Here is a 15,659-nt window from a genome sequence, read left to right as displayed (position 1 = left end):
GCGCCGCTCCCCCACTCACCACCTCGGCACCGCGGGGTCGAACTCCGGCCGGAAGCGGCGCATGTAAGCGGTGTCGTCGCGCTCGCGGAGACCGCAGTCGAGGTACTGCTCGTGCAGCCGGGCAAGCGCGTCGCGGTCGAGTTCGACGCCGAGTCCGGGGGCGGTGGGCACCGCGACCGCGCCGTCCTCGAACGTGAGCGCGCCCGGTACGACGACGTCCTCGGCCGGGTCCTTCCACGGCCAGTGCGTGTCGCAGGCGTAGTCGAGGTTCGGGGTGGCGGAGGCGAGGTGGGTCATGGCCGCGAGGCTGATGCCCAGATGCGAGTTGGAGTGCATGGAGAGCCCCATGCCGAACGTCTCGCAGATCGCGCCGAGCCGCTGGGACCGCCGGAGCCCGCCCCAGAAGTGGTGGTCGGAGAGCACCACCTGGACGGCGTCCTGGCGCACGGCGGGCGGCAGGTGCCTGAAGGCGACCACGCACATGTTGGTGGCGAGCGGCATCGACACCTCGCGCGCGACGCGTGCCATGCCCTCGATGCCGGGCGTCGGGTCCTCCAGATACTCGACGACTCCGTCGAGCTCCTGCCCCACCTTGACCGAACTGGCCACGCTCCAGGCCCCGTTGGGGTCGAGGCGGAGCGGCAGCTCCGGGAAGGCCGCGCGCAGCGCCCGGACCGCCTCGATCTCCTCCTCGGGCGGGAGGACGCCGCCCTTCAGCTTGATCGCGCCGAACCCGTACGCGTCGATGATGCGCCGCGCCTGGCGGACCAGGCCGTCGGGGTCGAGCGCGGCGCCCCACTCGTCGTCCTCCTGTCCGGGGTGGCCGGCCCACTTGTGGAACAGGTAGGCGCTGTAGGCGACGCGGTCGCGCACGGCGCCGCCCAGCAGGTCGCTCACCGGGCGGCCGACGACCTTGCCCTGGAGGTCGAGCGCGGCGACCTCGAAGGGCGAGACGACCCGGTCGGCGAGGGAGCTGTCGGTCACCATCCCGCTCATCCCGTGCCCGCCCACGCCGCTGTCGGCGGCCAGCGACGCGTTGACCGCGCGCCAGGCGCCGTTGAGGTCGAAGACGTCGGTGCCGACCAGGTGCCGCCCCGCCCGTTCCAGGCGGCGCAGATGCGGCAGGTCCCCGTAGGACTCGCCGAGCCCGCACAGGCCGCTGTCGGTCGTCACCTCGACGACCGAGCGCAGCGCGAACGGCTCGTGCACACCTACGGAGTTGAGCAGCGGAAGGTCACGGAAGGCCACCGGCGTCACGCGCACCTCGGTGATCCGGTGCTTCTCGGCGACTGGAGCAGTGTCAGGCATGGCGGGATCCTGACACGATCTACGTATGTAGACAAGGCTTGCGTATGTGACTCAGTGGTGACGCGGAGGAAACAGCGAGGGCCCGGCCTTTCGGCCGGGCCCTCCATGGGAGAACGGGTTACTCGACGCCGATCAGCATCAGCGCCGACTGCCGCCCACCGCGGTACACCACCGTGTCCACGGCCAGGTAGGACTCGCGCACATGCCGCTCGAGCCCGGCCGCGACCTCGTCGGAGACGTCCTCCCCGAGGACGAGCGTGACGAGTTCGCCGCCCGCCGCCAGCATCCGGTCGAGGACCGTGCGGGCCGTCGCCGGGACCTCGCCGCCGATGACCGCCACGTCGCCGTCGATCAGGCCGAGGACGTCACCGGCCTGACAGATGCCCGCCATGGTCCACGACTGCCGCTCGGCGACGGCCAGTTCGCCGTACCGGGTCGCCCCCGCGGCGGAGGTCATCGCCACGACGTCCTCGTCGAAGCGCCGGTCGGGCTCGTGGACGGCGAGCGCGGCGATGCCCTGGACCGCCGAGCGGGTCGGGATGAGCGCGATCCGGAGGCCCTCGGAACGGGCCTGCTCGGCCGCCGCGGCGGCGGTGTGCCGCAGCTCGGCGTCGTTCGGCAGCAGCACCACCTCGCGCGCGTGGGCCCGCCGTATCGCGTCGACGAGCTCCCCGCTGGCGGGCGGTTCGCCGGGCCGGTCGGGCACGGTCGTGGCACCCGCCTCCCGGTAGAGCCCCGCGAGCCCGTCCCCCGGCACGACCGCCACGACGGCCCGCTGCGCCCGCTCCCGCGGCGCCGCGGCGTGCGTCGCGTGCACGTCACCGAGCCCGAAGTGGGTGATGCGGATGCGGTACGGGCGCCCGGCCTCGACGCCCGCCTCCACGGCCGCGCCCGCGTCGTCCACGTGGACGTGGACGTTCCACAGGCCGTCCCCGCCGACGACGACGAGCGAGTCCCCGAGGGCGTCGAGCCGGGTCCGCAGCCGGGCCACCGCCCCGTCCTCCGCCTCGAGCAGATAGATGACCTCGAAGGCGGGGCCCGCCGCGCCTTCGTCCTCGGGGCATTCGAGCAGCACCCCGTCGGGAACGGCGTCCACGCGCGCGCGGGTGCCCGCTCCACGGCCGCGTACCGGCGCCGCCTCCCCCGAGACCGCCTCGCTCAGCGCCCCCAGGACGGCCACGAGCCCCCGCCCGCCCGCGTCCACGACCCCGGCGCTGCCCAGGGCCGCGAGCTGCCCCGGCGTCGCGTCGAGCGCCACGCAGGCGCCTTCGTAGGCGGCCCGGACGACCTCCCGACAGCCCCCGTCGGCCGCGGAGGCGGCCTCCGCCGCCGCCGTCGCCACGGTCAGCACGGTGCCCTCCACGGGGTGGGCGACCGCCTCGCGCGCGGCCTCGGCGGCCCGGCCCAGCGCGAGCCTCAGGGCGTCCGCGTCGGCGCCCCCGGCGTGATCTCCCTCACCGGCACCGTCCGCCGCGAGGACCTGCGCCATGCCCCGCAGCAACTGCGCGAGGATCGTCCCGGAGTTGCCCCGGGCGCCGATGAGGGCACCGTGCGCCATGGCGCGCATCACTTCGGGGAGCGCGGGAGCGGCCGGCTCGGGCCCCGCCTCAAGACCGGCGAAGACCGCCTCGACGGCCTGGTGCGCGGACTCGAGGGTCAGATAGAGGTTGGTGCCGGTGTCCCCGTCGGCGACCGGATACACGTTGATCGCGTCTATCTCGGCCCGGTCGCGGCCGAGCGCCTCCAGGGCGAGTGAGCACCAGGCGCGCACCGCGATCACGTCGAGCACCTGCGGCACCTGCGCCTCCTCGAGCAGCTGGACTGGCACCGCAGAGTAGACCGCGGAAGGTGAGAGTCCGGAAAGAGGGCCCGGCCCGAAAGCCGCTCCCGACCTGGTCCGGAGCCCGGGCGGGCCGTCCGACCAGCCATGGTAGTTTCGTTCTACCGACGCAGCCGTTGTATGCTGCTCGGGTTGCCCGATATCCGTCGGGCCATCCCCTGGCACCGCCACTCAGATCCTCCGATCCTGATCCCGGCATGCCGGGATCAACCGTAAGTGCATCTGAAGTCTTTGGAGTGACCCGTGGCTGCCAACTGCGACGTCTGCGGCAAGGGGCCGGGCTTCGGCAACAACATCTCGCACTCACACCGCCGTACGCCCCGTCGCTGGAACCCGAACATCCAGCGTGTGCGTGCAGTGGTGAGCGGGACGCCGAAGCGCCTCAACGCCTGCACCTCGTGCATCAAGGCCGGCAAGGTCTCGCGCTGACGTAACGCTTAGCGCGGCCACCTAGCTGGTTGCTTGAAAAGAGCCGGTCCCCTCGGGGACCGGCTCTTTTTCTTTGCTCATGCTGGTTCTCCGCTCATGCCTGGTGAGCACGCCCGGCGCGGGCGGGCGCCCGCACCCGCGCCTCACGACTCGATCTCGTACCCGTCCCCGAAGTGGTCCCAGCCGCCCTGGTTCGTCCAGGGCGCCCCGTCCACGGTCACCTGGGACAGCGCCGTGGGGCCCAGCACCTCGCCGATCACCTTCCAGCGGGCGGGCAGCTTCACGGACGGCGGGAAGGTGGCCACGATCGCGTGGTCCTCGCCGCCGCTCAGCACCCATTGCAGCGGGTCGACGCCGACGGCCTGGCCGATGTCGCTCATCTGCGAGGGCACGTCCACCTGCCCCGACTTGATGTCGATACGGACCTTGCTCGATTCGGCGATGTGCCCCAGGTCGGCGATGAGCCCGTCGCTGACGTCACACATGGCCGTCGCGCCGAGCCCGGCCGCCGCGGGACCCGCGTGGTACGGCGGCTCGGGGCGGCGGTGCGCCTCCACAAAGGCCCGCGGCGAGCGGAAGCCGCGGGAGAGCACCGCGTAGCCGGCGGCGGACCAGCCGAGCCAGCCGGTCACGGCCACGACGTCGCCGGGCTGCGCACCGGACCGCGTCACCGGCTCGTGGCCCTGCATGTCGCCGAGCGCGGTGATCGCCACAGTGATCGTGTCGCCGCGCACGACATCGCCGCCGACGACGGCTGCGCCCGCCACCTGGCACTCGTCCCGCAGCCCGTCCATCAGCTCCGAGGGCCAGGACGCGGGCAGTTCGGCGGGCACCACGAGGCCGAGCAGCAGCGCGGTGGGCACGGCGCCCATGGCCGCGATGTCGGCCAAGTTCTGCGCGGCGGCCTTGCGCCCGACGTCGTACGCGGTGGACCAGTCGCGCCTGAAGTGCCGGTTCTCCAGCAGGACGTCCGTGCTGGCGACGACCCTGCGGTCCGGCGCGGCGATCACGGCGGCGTCGTCGCCGGGACCGATGCGTACGGCCGGGGTGGTGGTGAGCCGCGAGGTCAGCTCCCGGATGAGGCCGAACTCCCCCAACTCGCCGACGGTGCCCTTCATGCGCGTGCTGCCCTTTCTGCCCCGGTTCGCTGCCGCCCGCCAGGGCCGTATGCCCCGGCCCGCTTGCGGTCGCGGGCCGTCTCTGTCATGGGTACGGTTCTTGTCACGGGCCTGCCTTCCACGTCCGTCGGACGCCACAGCCGCCACCGGGTCTCCCCGCGACGAGCGGTGACGCGATAACGTGGCGTCCCTTCTCCCCACATGATCCTCGTGGCTGCCCTGGAGGTTCCGTGGTACAGGCGTACATCCTGATCCAGACCGAAGTAGGCAAGGCGTCGACCGTCGCCGAGCTGATCGGGAAGATTCCAGGAGTGATCCAGGCCGAGGACGTCACCGGCCCCTACGACGTGATCGTGCGCGCGCAGGCCGACACGGTCGACGAACTCGGCCGCATGGTGGTCGCCAAGGTCCAGCAGGTGGACGGCATCACGCGCACTCTGACCTGCCCGGTCGTCCACCTGTAGCCCCCGTCTACGCTGTGCCGGTGAAGTCATATCGTCACCGGATCCGGCACGGCCGGCTCAGTCGCCTGTCCATCGCGGTGCCCTCGCTCTCCTTGCTGATCGCCACCGCGGGCTGCGCTTCGACGGACGAGGCGCCCAAGGCGACGGTTCCCACTCCGGACGCGAAGGCCGCCAAGCTGTGCCGGAACCTGGACGAGGTCCTGCCGGAGAAGCTCGACGGACTCGAGCGCAACGATCCCGAACCGGGCTCGAAGCTCACCGCGGCGTGGGGAAGCCCCGCGATCATACTGCGCTGCGGCGTGCCGTGGCCCGACGCGGCGTTGAAGACGAGCAGCAACACGGCGACGATCGACGGCGTCGGCTGGGTCGCGGACGAACTCGACGACGGCGCGCAGCGCATGACGACGGGCGGCCGCCTCGCCTACGTAGAGGTGACGATCCCCAAGGACGAGGTGGCCAAGAACGGGGCGGGCCCCCTGGTCGACCTCGCCGGGCCCATCAAGAAGGCGATCCCCAAGGGGATCGCCGACTAGAGGGTCTGTCATAAGGCGCGGTCTACCGCAGGCCGGTCGACCGCCGCAGCGCCGCCTGGATGAGCCGGTCCACCAGCTCCGGGTAGCTCACTCCGGTCTCCTGCCACATCCGCGGGTACATGGAGATCGGCGTGAAGCCCGGCAGGGTGTTGACCTCGTTGATGACGAACTCGCCGTCCTCGTCGAGGAAGAAGTCCGCGCGCACGATGCCCTCGCAGGACATGGCGTCGAAGGCGTCGACGGCGAGCCTGCGGACCTCGGCGGTCTGCTCCTCGCTCAGCGGAGCGGGCACGATGCCGGCAGCGGAGTCGATGTACTTCGCCTCGAAGTCGTAGAACGCGTGCGAGTCGGCCGGCGGGATCTCGGCCGGGACGGAGGCCCGCGGCCCGTCCTCGAACTCCAGGACCCCGCACTCGATCTCGCGCCCGACGATGCCCGCCTCGACGATCACCTTCGGGTCGTGCTCACGGGCGGTCTCGATCGCCTCGTCGAGGCCCTCGAAGGAGTCGACCTTCGTGATGCCGATCGACGAACCCGCGCGCGCGGGCTTGATGAACAGCGGCCACCCGTGGTCCCCGACGAAGTCGGCGACGCGGCGCCGGGCGCCGTCCTGGTCCTGCTCCCACTCACGCGGCCGGATCACGAGATAGGGACCGACCTTCAGCCCGAAGGACGTGAAGATCCGCTTCATGTACTCCTTGTCCTGGCCGACGGCCGAGGAGAGCACACCGCAGCCGACGTACGGGGTCCCGGAGAGGTCCAGGAGGCCCTGGATGGTGCCGTCCTCGCCGTACGGGCCGTGCAGCACGGGGAAGACCACGTCGACCTCGCCGAGGGCCTTGGGGACGGATCCCGGCTCGTTGTAGACGACTTCGCGGGAGCTCGGGTCGACCGGGAGGACCACGCCGCCCTCGGGCGACTCGGCGAGATCGGCGACGTCCGGCACCTGGCGGTCGGTGATGGCCATCCGCTCCGGGTCGTCCGCCGTCAGCGCCCAACGCCCCTCACGCGTGATGCCGACCGGCAGCACGTCGTACTTGGAGCGGTCGATGGCGCGCAGCACGGCGCCCGCCGTGACCACGGAGACGCCGTGCTCGGAGCTGCGGCCACCGAAGACGACGGCCACGCGCGGCTTGGGCCCACCCGCGGTGGACGCAGGGCTCTGGGGGAGGTTCTCGCTGCTCATATCGCGTTGAGCGTACCTGCTGGTAGTACGAGAGTCAGCGCCCGCAGAGCCTGGGGCCTGTCGTCAAACTCCCGTCGTCGCTCAGCGTCGTTCCGGCTTGGCGGAGCGCGACATGAGCTCCTTCACCGCGACGACCGGGGACTTGCCCTCGTGGACGATCGCGACGACGGTCTCCGTGATGGGCATGTCGACGTCGTGACGGCGCGCCAGATCGAGCACCGACTCGCAGGACTTGACGCCCTCCGCGGTCTGCTTGGTGACCGCGATCGTCTCCTGGAGGGTCATGCCCTTGCCGAGGTTCGTGCCGAAGGTGTGGTTGCGCGACAGCGGCGAGGAGCAGGTGGCCACCAGATCGCCGAGGCCGGCGAGACCGGAGAACGTCAGCGGGTCCGCGCCCATGGCGAGCCCGAGCCGCGTCGTCTCCGCGAGCCCGCGCGTGATGAGCGAGCCCTTCGTGTTGTCGCCGAGCCCCATGCCGTCCGCGATGCCGACGGCGAGCCCGATCACGTTCTTGACCGCGCCGCCGAGCTCGCAGCCGACCACGTCGGTGTTGGTGTACGGCCTGAAGTACGGGGTGTGGCAGGCGACTTGGAGCCGCTGCGCCACGGACTCGTCGCGGCAGGCGACGACCGCCGCGGCGGGCTGCCGGGCGGCGATCTCGCGCGCGAGGTTGGGCCCGGTGACGATCGCGATGCGGTCCTCGCCGACTTTCGTGACGTCCTCGATGACCTCGCTCATACGCATCGCCGAGCCGAGCTCGACGCCCTTCATGAGCGAGACGAGGACGGTGTCGGGGGCGAGCAGCGGCGCCCACTCCCCCAGGTTCTGGCGCAGCGTCTGGGAGGGCACGGCGAGCACGGTGAAGTCGGCATCCGCCGCGGCCTCGGCCGGGTCGCTGGTCGCCCGCACGTTCTCCGGGAGTTCCACACCGGGCAGGTAATCGGGGTTCGTACGCGTGGAGTTGACGGCCTCGGCGAGTTCCGCGCGGCGGGCCCAGAGGGTGACGTCGCAGCCCGCGTCCGCGAGCACCATCGCGAAGGCGGTGCCCCAGGAACCGGTGCCGAAGACGGCGGCCTTCACGGGTCGGGTCACTTGCTGCTCTCCTCGCTCGTACCGCCGGCGGTGGCCGAACTGCCGTTGTCGCCCTGCAACTTGCGGCGCTGCTCGATGCGCGCCTCACGCGGGTCGTAACGCTTCTGCGGCGCCTTCTCGCCGCGCAGCACCTCCACCTCGGCAGTGATCGCGGCCATGATGACCTCGGTCACCTCCTTCAGGAGGTCCGGCGTGATCTCCCTGTCGTAGTACGCGGACAGGTCGACGGGCGCACCGGCGAGCACGTGATGCGTCTTGCGCGGAAAGAAGTCCGGCTTCTTGGAGTACGGCGCGAGCGCTTCGGTGGCGCCCCACTGGCCGACCGGAATCACCGGGCATTTCGTCTGCAGGGCCACGCGGGCGACGCCGGTCTTGCCGGTCATCGGCCACAGTTGAGGATCGCGAGTGAGCGTTCCTTCCGGATAGAAGGCGACGCACTCGCCGCGCTCCACCGCGTCGATCGCGGCCCGGAAGGCACTCAGCGCGTTCGTGGACTCGCGATAGACGGGAATCTGTCCGGTGCCGCGCATCGCGGCGCCCACGAACCCCTTCCGGAAGAGGCCGTGCTTGGCGAGGAAACGCGGGACCCGTCCCGTGTTGTACTGAAAGTGGGCGTAGAGGAACGGGTCCAGATGCGAATTGTGGTTGACCGCGGTGATAAAGCCTCCGTCGGCCGGAATGTTCTCCATTCCACGCCAGTCCCGCTTGAACAGAACCACCAGCGGTGGTTTGCAGAGGACCGCGGCGAAGCGGTACCAGAAGCCGATTCTGCGGCGGGACACTCGGACACCTTCCTCTAAGGGGGCCTACGGGCGCACAAGTGTCGCCCCCGACCACCGGTCTGTCGAGAACACCGTACGCCCGCACCGACGGCCGCACCTCATGCACAGGTCACAATGGGCGCGTGCAGTGGACCCTGGTGATACCGCTGAAACCGCTGGTGCGGGCGAAGAGCAGGCTGGCCCCGACGGCGGGAGACGCCCTGCGCCCAAGCCTCGCCCTGGCGTTCGCCCAGGACACCGTGGCCGCCGCGGGGGCCTGTGCGGCGGTGCGGGATGTGGTGGTCGTCACGGACGATTCCCGCGCGGAGCGCGAACTGGCGGCCCTGGGCGCCCACGTGCTCCCCGACAGCCCGCAGGCGGGACTCAACGCCGCTCTCGCGCACGGGGCGGCCTCGGTGCGCGCCCGGCGCCCGGCCGCCGCCATAGCCGCCCTGAACGCCGATCTGCCGGCGCTGCGCCCGGCGGAATTGGCCCGTGTTCTGACGACGGCCGCCGCATTTCCCCGCGCATTTCTGCCCGATGCCGCCGGAATCGGCACAACGCTCTTGTCCGCGGGCCCCGGCACGGAATTGCTGCCCGCATTCGGCGGGCCGTCGCGCGCCCGGCACACGGCGTCCGGCGCCGCGGAACTCCCCCTCGAAGGCGTCCACTCCGTACGCCAGGACGTCGACACCGGCGAGGATCTGCGGACGGCGCTCGCCCTGGGCGTGGGCCCGCACACCGCGAGGGCCGCGGCGGGGCTCCTGATCCCCGACCGACCGGGCACTGAGTACGCTGCCCGTATGCAGGCCACCGCGTACACGTACGACTCCGAGACCCGTGCCGGCAGCGTCCTTCTGGACGACGGCACGCCCGTGTCCTTCGACGCCGCCGCCTTCGACGCGGGCGGCCTGCGGCTGCTGCGCCCCGGGCAGCGGGTGCGCATCGAGGTACAGGACACCGAAAACGCGGCCGACGCCCTGCGGATCACCCTGGTGACCCTGCAGACCTTCTGAAAACCCCTGTGGGGCCCGGTGGGGCCCCCGAACACACCGCGGGCCGGTCTCCCCGGAGGGAGCCCGGCCCGACGCGTGAGCAACCTTGTGGCGTACGCCCGAGAAGCGACTTACTTCTTGCGGGCGGTGGCCTTCTTGGCGGTGGTCTTGCGCGCCGTCGACTTCTTGGCGGGCGCCTTCTTGGCCGTGGCCTTCGTGGCGGGCGCCGTCTTCTTCGCGGTGGCCTTCTTGGCCGGGGCGGCCTTCTTGGCGGTGGTCTTCTTCGCCGTGGCCTTCTTGGCGGCGGTGGCCTTCTTGGCCGGGGCCGCCTTCTTGGCCGGAGTCGCCTTCTTGGCCGTGGTCTTCTTCGCCGTGGCCTTCTTGGCGGCGGTGGTCTTCTTCGCCGTCGTCTTCTTGGCGGTGGTCTTCTTGGCCGTGGCCTTCTTGGCCGCCGCCTTCTTGACCGTCGCCGAAGCGCCGCCGCTCAGGCTGCCCTTGGGCGCCTTCTTGACCGCGACGTCGTTCTTCGGGAGCTTCTTCGAACCCGCGACGAGGTCCTTGAAGCCCTGGCCCGCGCGGAACCGCGGCACCGAGGTCTTCTTGACCCGGACGCGCTCGCCGGTCTGCGGGTTGCGGGCGTAGCGGGCCGGGCGGTCGACCTTCTCGAACGAGCCGAAGCCCGTCACCGAGACGCGGTCACCGCTGACCACGGAACGCACGATGGCGTCGAGTACGGCGTCGACGGCGTCAGCGGCCTGCTGACGGCCGCCAACCTTGTCGGCAATGGCTTCTACGAGCTGCGCCTTGTTCACGTCTTCCCCTTCGGAGACATTGCCGGAACGAATCTCTTTCGCACCGGCTTTTTCGCACGTTAGGCAGATATATACCGCAAATCAAACGCGAAACGGGCTAATCACCCTTGTGCCGCAACGAACTGGGCAGTCTCAGAGTTCCTCTTCAGTGATGGAGCCCTCTTCGAAGTCGTCGAGGTCCGCCATGAATCGCTCCAGACGCCTTGCCGCACCGGCGAGATCGTGTTTGGCCGCGGCCGTGACGGCCAGCAGCTTCCGGGTCAGCGCCATCCGTACGCCCTCCGGGACTTGCAGTGTGCGCACTCTGGCGTGCGCTTCCTTGAGTTGGTCCGCGACCGCCGCGTACAGCTGGAGTTGGCCGTCGTGTTCCATGCACAGATTGTGCCATCTGGGGCGAGTTGTCGCCTCCGCAGGGTGCAACTCCCGCCCCAGAAGGCCCACCTGGAGCCTTTCACGACGTGCCCGCCGCGAGCGGCGCCGAAGCACGCGTACCCCTGGAACACCCTTGGTATTCAAGGGAGTTGGGAGGCCCCGGCGGGCCCGCGCGAGGGCCCGGGGAGGCGCTTTGGGCCCGGACACAGAAGTACCCCCAACCGGTGCACGATTGGGGGTACGGGGCCCTGTGGATGTGGCCTGAATAAGCCTTGCCCGGCTACGGATCCCTTAGGGAGCCGTAGGAACTGGTCGGCTCAGACCTGGACCGTCTGCGGCTTGAAGGACGGGCGCTTCGCCTCGTAGGCGGCGATGTCGTCCTCGTTCCGCAGTGTGATGCTGATGTCGTCGAGGCCGTTCAGCAGCCGCCAGCGGGAGTTCTCGTCCAGCTCGAAGGAGGCGGTGACGCCCTCGGCGCGAACTTCGCGCTCCTGCAGGTCGACCGTGATCTCGGCCTGCGGGTCGTTCTCCACCAGCTCCCACAGCTGGTCCACGACCTTCTGGTCGAGAACCACGGTCAGCAGACCGTTCTTGAGGGAGTTGCCCCGGAAGATGTCCGCGAAGCGGGAGGAGATGACGGTCTTGAACCCGTAGTTCTGCAGCGCCCAGACGGCGTGCTCACGGGAGGAACCGGTGCCGAAGTCGGGGCCGGCCACCAGGACGGTGGCACCCTCGCGCTCGGGCTTGTTGAGCACGAACTCGGAGTCCTTGCGCCAGGCCTCGAAAAGACCGTCCTCGAACCCGTCCCGCGTCACCTTCTTGAGCCAGTGGGCGGGGATGATCTGGTCGGTGTCGACGTTGCTGCGACGCAGCGGGACGGCCCGGCCGGTGTGCGTGGTGAATGCTTCCATGACTCTCAGACTCCAGCGGCGACAGGGGTGTCGGACAGGTCGGCGGGCGAGGCCAGGTGGCCGAGCACCGCGGTGGCCGCGGCGACCTGGGGCGAGACCAGGTGGGTACGGCCCCCCTTGCCCTGCCGGCCCTCGAAGTTGCGGTTGGAGGTGGACGCGGAGCGCTCGCCGGGAGCGAGTTGGTCCGGGTTCATGCCCAGGCACATGGAGCAGCCCGCGTAGCGCCACTCGGCGCCGGCCTCCTTGAAGACCTTGTCCAGGCCCTCGTCGACGGCCTGCAGGCCCACCCGCGCGGAGCCGGGGACGACCAGCATCCGTACGCCGTCGGCGATTTTGCGGCCCTTGAGGATCTCGGCGACGGCGCGCAGGTCCTCCATGCGGCCGTTGGTGCAGGAGCCTACGAAGACGGTGTCGACCTTGACGTCGCGCAGCGCCTGCCCCGCCTCCAACCCCATGTACTCCAGGGCCTTTTCGGCGGCGAACCGCTCCGAAGCGTCTTCGTACGAAGCCGGGTCGGGGATGTTCGCCGAAAGGGGCGCTCCCTGACCGGGGTTGGTGCCCCAGGTGACGAACGGGGACAGCTCGTCGGCCTTGATGAAGACCTCGGCGTCGAAGACCGCGTCGTCGTCCGTCTTCAGCGTCTTCCAGTACGCGACGGCCTCGTCCCACTCGGTGCCCTTGGGGGCGTGCGGACGGCCCTCCAGGTACGCGAACGTGGTCTCGTCCGGGGCGACCATGCCCGCGCGGGCACCGGCCTCGATGGACATGTTGCAGATGGTCATCCGCGCTTCCATCGACAGCTTCTCGATGGCCGAGCCGCGGTACTCCAGGATGTAGCCCTGGCCGCCGCCGGTGCCGATCTTCGCGATGATGGCGAGGATCAGGTCCTTGGCGGTGACGCCCTCGGGCAGTTCGCCGTCGACGGTGATGGCCATCGTCTTCGGGCGGGCCATCGGCAACGTCTGCGTGGCCAGCACGTGCTCGACCTGCGAGGTGCCGATACCGAACGCCAGGCCGCCGAAGGCGCCGTGCGTCGAGGTGTGCGAGTCGCCGCAGACGACGGTGGTGCCCGGCTGCGTCAGGCCCAGCTGCGGGCCCACGACGTGCACGACGCCCTGCTCGACGTCGCCCAGCGAGTGCAGGCGGACCCCGAACTCGGCGGCGTTCTTGCGCAGCGTCTCCAGCTGCACGCGCGAGACCGGGTCGGCGATCGGCTTGTCGATGTCGAGGGTCGGGGTGTTGTGGTCCTCGGTGGCGATGGTGAGGTCGGTGCGCCGCACCTGGCGGCCCGCCTGCCGGAGGCCGTCGAAGGCCTGCGGGCTGGTCACCTCGTGCAGCAGGTGCAGATCGATGAAGAGGAGGTCGGGCTCGCCCTCGGCGCGCCGGACGACGTGGTCGTCCCAGACCTTCTCCGCGAGTGTCCTACCCATCGCTTTCCCTCCGGCCGGCTTGAGGTGCGCCGGCCCAACTAGAGATTCGGATCGCCATCGCCCGTACCCCTCGTGCCGGACGTCGGCGGCCGGGCCCGTTTGGTCCACGGGCCGGTGTGACGTACAGGGTGGCAAGTTCCACGGAAAATTGAACTTGCGTTTCACAGAGTGAGACGGGAGTATCGACGCATGGACAACAGTAGCGGCGTCGGCGTTCTGGACAAGGCAGCCCTTGTCCTGGGCGCCCTGGAGTCCGGACCCGCGACCCTCGCAGGCCTTGTCGCGGCCACCGGACTGGCAAGACCCACAGCCCACCGCCTGGCGGTGGCCCTGGAGCACCACCGCATGGTGGCGCGCGACATGCAGGGCCGTTTCATTCTCGGCCCGCGCCTCGCGGAACTCTCGGCGGCGGCCGGCGAGGACCGCCTGCTCGCGACGGCGGGCCCGGTGCTCACGCACCTGCGCGACGTCACGGGCGAGAGTGCCCAGCTCTACCGCCGGCAGGGCGACATGCGCATCTGTGTCGCCGCGGCGGAGCGGCTCTCCGGGCTGCGGGACACGGTTCCGGTGGGCTCGACCCTCACGATGAAGGCGGGCTCCTCCGCGCAGATCCTGATGGCCTGGGAGGAGCCGGAGCGCCTGCACCGGGGCCTCCAGGGCGCCCGCTTCACGGCGACGGCCCTGTCGGGCGTCAGGCGCCGCGGCTGGGCCCAGTCGATCGGCGAGCGGGAGCCGGGCGTCGCGTCCGTCTCCGCGCCCGTGCGCGGCCCCTCGAACCGCGTCGTGGCCGCCGTCTCGGTCTCCGGGCCGATCGAGCGCCTCACGCGCCACCCGGGCCGGATGCACGCCCAGGCGGTCATCGACGCCGCGGGTCGCCTCTCCGAGGCCCTGCGTCGTACCGGTTGAGCCGCTCGCCCCAACTCCCCTTACATTTCCCGCCCGTTCCCGGCCGGTCGCTTCAACGCCGCAGCGACCGGCCGGAGTTGTCTTTGCCGGGCCTCAACTCCCGTACGTACACCGGGCACACGAAAAGGCCCTTCCCGCATTCGGGAAGGGCCTTGATCGTTCGCGTACCCCCGACCGGATTCGAACCGGCGCTACCGCCTTGAGAGGGCGGCGTGCTAGGCCGCTACACAACGGGGGCCTTGACCACTTGCGTGATCGAGCTGGTCTACCAGGACTCGAACCTAGAATGACGGTACCAGAAACCGTAGTGTTGCCAATTACACCATAGACCACTGAAGTTCAAGCCTCGCGGCCTGCGAACTCAATGCGTACCCCCGACCGGATTCGAACCGGCGCTACCGCCTTGAGAGGGCGGCGTGCTAGGCCGCTACACAACGGGGGCCCTAGCGATCCTGCATCAGGGTCGGTGGGAGCTACCCAGGCCGTCCCCGCGGGAAGGATCTGTACCCCCGACCGGATTCGAACCGGCGCTACCGCCTTGAGAGGGCGGCGTGCTAGGCCGCTACACAACGGGGGCTTTGTGGATGCCATATCCACGTTGCAGATGAGCTCTGCGAGCTGGCCTACCAGGACTCGAACCTAGACTAACGGAACCAGAAACCGTCGTGCTGCCAATTACACCATAGGCCACCGAAGCGCAACCCCTGAGGGGGATCTTGCTTGGCTTGCGCTTCCGGGACCCGGGCTTTTCGGCCCGCTCCCCTTGGCGCAGAAAGAACATTACCCGAAGGTGGACTGCGCTCCAAAACGGGTATCCCCCGCCAACAGCGCAGGCAGTTGATCGAGCCCTGTGATGCGTACGAGTTCGGGCCTGCCGCCCAGTTCCGCGCGGTCGAGCCAGATTCCGCTCAGGCCCGCGTCGACGGCTCCGCGGGCATCCGTGTCCGGCTGGTCACCGACGTACGCGATCTCGTGCGGCTCCAGGGAGAGCTCCTCGCACACGGCGTGGAAGGCGGCCGCTTCGGGCTTGGCGACGCCGAGTTCGGCGGCGCACAGGACGGCCTCGAAGCGGTCGCGCACGCCGAGGACGCGCAGCTTGCGGTCCTGGTTGTGCAGCGAGGAGTTGGAGAGCACCGCGTGCCGGTAGCCGGCGGCGAGGGCGTCGAGGGCCGGGACCGAGTCGGGGAAGAGGCTCCACGCGGCCTCGTAGTGACCGAGATAACGGGCGAACCAGCCGTCGGCCTCCTCGGTCCCCATGGCGCGCCCCACAAAGCTGCGCACCCGGTCCCTGCGCTGCCTCTCCCAGTCGGCCTCCCCCGCCTCGAACCGGGCCCAGTGCTCCCGCGTGACGGCCCGCCACCGCACGAGCGCCTCCTCGACGGTGCCGTACCCGTCGAGCAGCCCCTCGGCGGCGAGGTGCTCCCGCATTCCGACGGTGTCGGCGGTCGCGTAGTCGAAGAGGGTGTCGTCGATGTCCCAGACGATGGCGCGAATAGACATAC

At 70.4% G+C, this 15,659-nt stretch carries 15 protein-coding genes, 5 tRNA genes and 1 pseudogene; 5 read left to right on the top strand and 16 right to left on the bottom strand.

The features are described from left to right. Positions 1–15: 15 nt before the first annotated feature. Positions 16–1,308 carry a glucarate dehydratase family protein gene (locus ACIA8D_RS03265; protein WP_399228224.1) on the bottom strand — a complete coding sequence of 431 codons (1,293 nt, stop codon included), beginning with the start codon at positions 1,306–1,308 and terminating at the stop codon, positions 16–18. Between the two features lie 118 nt (positions 1,309–1,426). Then, positions 1,427–3,136: a DAK2 domain-containing protein gene (locus ACIA8D_RS03260; protein ID WP_399228221.1), complete on the bottom strand. Its 1,710-nt coding sequence runs from the start codon at positions 3,134–3,136 to the stop codon at positions 1,427–1,429. Positions 3,137–3,391: 255 nt separating this feature from the next. Between ACIA8D_RS03260 and rpmB the strand changes: the two genes are divergently transcribed. Next, positions 3,392–3,577 carry a 50S ribosomal protein L28 gene (gene rpmB / locus ACIA8D_RS03255; RefSeq protein ID WP_016642993.1) on the top strand — a complete coding sequence of 62 codons (186 nt, stop codon included), beginning with the start codon at positions 3,392–3,394 and terminating at the stop codon, positions 3,575–3,577. Between the two features lie 143 nt (positions 3,578–3,720). Here rpmB and ACIA8D_RS03250 read toward each other — a convergent pair whose 3' ends face one another. After that, the gene (locus tag ACIA8D_RS03250) at positions 3,721–4,695 is read right to left on the bottom strand and encodes a thiamine-phosphate kinase (protein ID WP_399228219.1); all 975 of its coding nucleotides are present in this window, start codon (positions 4,693–4,695) and stop codon (positions 3,721–3,723) included. Between the two features lie 230 nt (positions 4,696–4,925). Here ACIA8D_RS03250 and ACIA8D_RS03245 point away from each other — a divergent pair, with 230 nt between their 5' ends. Both ACIA8D_RS03245 and ACIA8D_RS03240 read left to right on the top strand, forming a co-directional pair. Then, positions 4,926–5,159, top strand: a complete 234-nt coding sequence (locus ACIA8D_RS03245) for an Lrp/AsnC family transcriptional regulator (protein WP_016642988.1) — start codon at positions 4,926–4,928, stop codon at positions 5,157–5,159. A 20-nt stretch (positions 5,160–5,179) separates the two neighbouring features. Continuing rightward, positions 5,180–5,692, top strand: a complete 513-nt coding sequence (locus tag ACIA8D_RS03240) for a DUF3515 domain-containing protein (protein ID WP_399228217.1) — start codon at positions 5,180–5,182, stop codon at positions 5,690–5,692. 22 nt (positions 5,693–5,714) lie between these two features. On the opposite strand, the gene ACIA8D_RS03235 is transcribed toward ACIA8D_RS03240, so the two are convergent. The 3 genes from ACIA8D_RS03235 to ACIA8D_RS03225 all read right to left on the bottom strand — a co-directional run bounded on the left by ACIA8D_RS03235 (position 5,715) and on the right by ACIA8D_RS03225 (position 8,752). Continuing rightward, on the bottom strand, positions 5,715–6,878 hold the full coding sequence (locus ACIA8D_RS03235) for a D-alanine--D-alanine ligase family protein (protein WP_399228216.1): 1,164 nt from the start codon (positions 6,876–6,878) through the stop codon (positions 5,715–5,717). An 81-nt stretch (positions 6,879–6,959) separates the two neighbouring features. After that, a complete protein-coding gene (locus tag ACIA8D_RS03230) occupies positions 6,960–7,970 on the bottom strand; it encodes an NAD(P)H-dependent glycerol-3-phosphate dehydrogenase (protein ID WP_399228214.1) in 1,011 nt (336 codons plus the stop codon). Continuing rightward, entirely contained in the window at positions 7,967–8,752 is a 786-nt protein-coding gene (locus tag ACIA8D_RS03225) for a lysophospholipid acyltransferase family protein (protein ID WP_399228213.1), read from the bottom strand. The genes ACIA8D_RS03230 and ACIA8D_RS03225 overlap by 4 nt, the downstream gene beginning before the upstream one ends. 122 nt (positions 8,753–8,874) lie before the next feature. Between ACIA8D_RS03225 and cofC the strand changes: the two are divergent. Then, positions 8,875–9,507: pseudogene (cofC, locus tag ACIA8D_RS03220) on the top strand (2-phospho-L-lactate guanylyltransferase); the annotation flags it as partial. A 350-nt stretch (positions 9,508–9,857) separates the two neighbouring features. Here the strand turns inward: cofC and ACIA8D_RS03215 are convergent. The 4 genes from ACIA8D_RS03215 to leuC form a co-directional block, all read right to left on the bottom strand. Further along, positions 9,858–10,538, bottom strand: a complete 681-nt coding sequence (locus tag ACIA8D_RS03215; protein ID WP_399228211.1) for an HU family DNA-binding protein — start codon at positions 10,536–10,538, stop codon at positions 9,858–9,860. A gap of 132 nt (positions 10,539–10,670) precedes the next feature. After that, on the bottom strand, positions 10,671–10,910 hold the full coding sequence (locus ACIA8D_RS03210) for a hypothetical protein (RefSeq protein WP_266714505.1): 240 nt from the start codon (positions 10,908–10,910) through the stop codon (positions 10,671–10,673). A 317-nt stretch (positions 10,911–11,227) separates the two neighbouring features. Then, the gene (gene leuD, locus ACIA8D_RS03205; RefSeq protein ID WP_399228209.1) at positions 11,228–11,821 is read right to left on the bottom strand and encodes a 3-isopropylmalate dehydratase small subunit; all 594 of its coding nucleotides are present in this window, start codon (positions 11,819–11,821) and stop codon (positions 11,228–11,230) included. Between the two features lie 5 nt (positions 11,822–11,826). Beyond that, the gene (gene leuC, locus ACIA8D_RS03200) at positions 11,827–13,251 is read right to left on the bottom strand and encodes a 3-isopropylmalate dehydratase large subunit (RefSeq protein WP_399228208.1); all 1,425 of its coding nucleotides are present in this window, start codon (positions 13,249–13,251) and stop codon (positions 11,827–11,829) included. A gap of 189 nt (positions 13,252–13,440) precedes the next feature. Between leuC and ndgR the strand changes: the two genes are divergently transcribed. Further along, entirely contained in the window at positions 13,441–14,157 is a 717-nt protein-coding gene (ndgR, locus tag ACIA8D_RS03195) for an IclR family transcriptional regulator NdgR (RefSeq protein ID WP_324767461.1), read from the top strand. Positions 14,158–14,322: 165 nt separating this feature from the next. On the opposite strand, the gene ACIA8D_RS03190 is transcribed toward ndgR, so the two are convergent. From ACIA8D_RS03190 to ACIA8D_RS03165, 6 genes are all read right to left on the bottom strand, one after another. Beyond that, positions 14,323–14,395, bottom strand: a tRNA-Glu gene (locus tag ACIA8D_RS03190). Between the two features lie 22 nt (positions 14,396–14,417). Continuing rightward, positions 14,418–14,489: transfer RNA gene (locus ACIA8D_RS03185), tRNA-Gln, on the bottom strand. 37 nt (positions 14,490–14,526) lie between these two features. Continuing rightward, positions 14,527–14,599: transfer RNA gene (locus ACIA8D_RS03180), tRNA-Glu, on the bottom strand. Between the two features lie 62 nt (positions 14,600–14,661). Next, positions 14,662–14,734: transfer RNA gene (locus ACIA8D_RS03175), tRNA-Glu, on the bottom strand. Positions 14,735–14,775: 41 nt separating this feature from the next. Continuing rightward, positions 14,776–14,847, bottom strand: a tRNA-Gln gene (locus ACIA8D_RS03170). A 90-nt stretch (positions 14,848–14,937) separates the two neighbouring features. Continuing rightward, positions 14,938–15,657, bottom strand: coding sequence for an HAD family hydrolase (locus ACIA8D_RS03165; RefSeq protein ID WP_399228205.1), 720 nt, complete (start codon positions 15,655–15,657; stop codon positions 14,938–14,940). Between the last annotated feature and the right edge of the window lie 2 nt (positions 15,658–15,659).

The organism is Streptomyces sp. NPDC051684, assembly GCF_044453445.1.
Lineage (GTDB): Bacteria > Actinomycetota > Actinomycetes > Streptomycetales > Streptomycetaceae > Streptomyces.
Note: the sequence above shows the minus strand (reverse complement) of the source record. Positions and strands in the feature narration are given on the sequence as shown.

Coding starts and splice junctions, on each gene's coding strand:
- ACIA8D_RS03265 (WP_399228224.1), bottom strand. CDS start 1,308: ATGCCTGACACTGCTCCAGTCGCCGAGAAGCACCGGATCACCGAGGTG.
- ACIA8D_RS03250 (WP_399228219.1), bottom strand. CDS start 4,695: ATGAAGGGCACCGTCGGCGAGTTGGGGGAGTTCGGCCTCATCCGGGAG.
- ACIA8D_RS03235 (WP_399228216.1), bottom strand. CDS start 6,878: ATGAGCAGCGAGAACCTCCCCCAGAGCCCTGCGTCCACCGCGGGTGGG.
- ACIA8D_RS03210 (WP_266714505.1), bottom strand. CDS start 10,910: ATGGAACACGACGGCCAACTCCAGCTGTACGCGGCGGTCGCGGACCAA.
- leuD (WP_399228209.1), bottom strand. CDS start 11,821: ATGGAAGCATTCACCACGCACACCGGCCGGGCCGTCCCGCTGCGTCGC.
- leuC (WP_399228208.1), bottom strand. CDS start 13,251: ATGGGTAGGACACTCGCGGAGAAGGTCTGGGACGACCACGTCGTCCGG.
- ndgR (WP_324767461.1), top strand. CDS start 13,441: ATGGACAACAGTAGCGGCGTCGGCGTTCTGGACAAGGCAGCCCTTGTC.
- ACIA8D_RS03165 (WP_399228205.1), bottom strand. CDS start 15,657: ATGTCTATTCGCGCCATCGTCTGGGACATCGACGACACCCTCTTCGAC.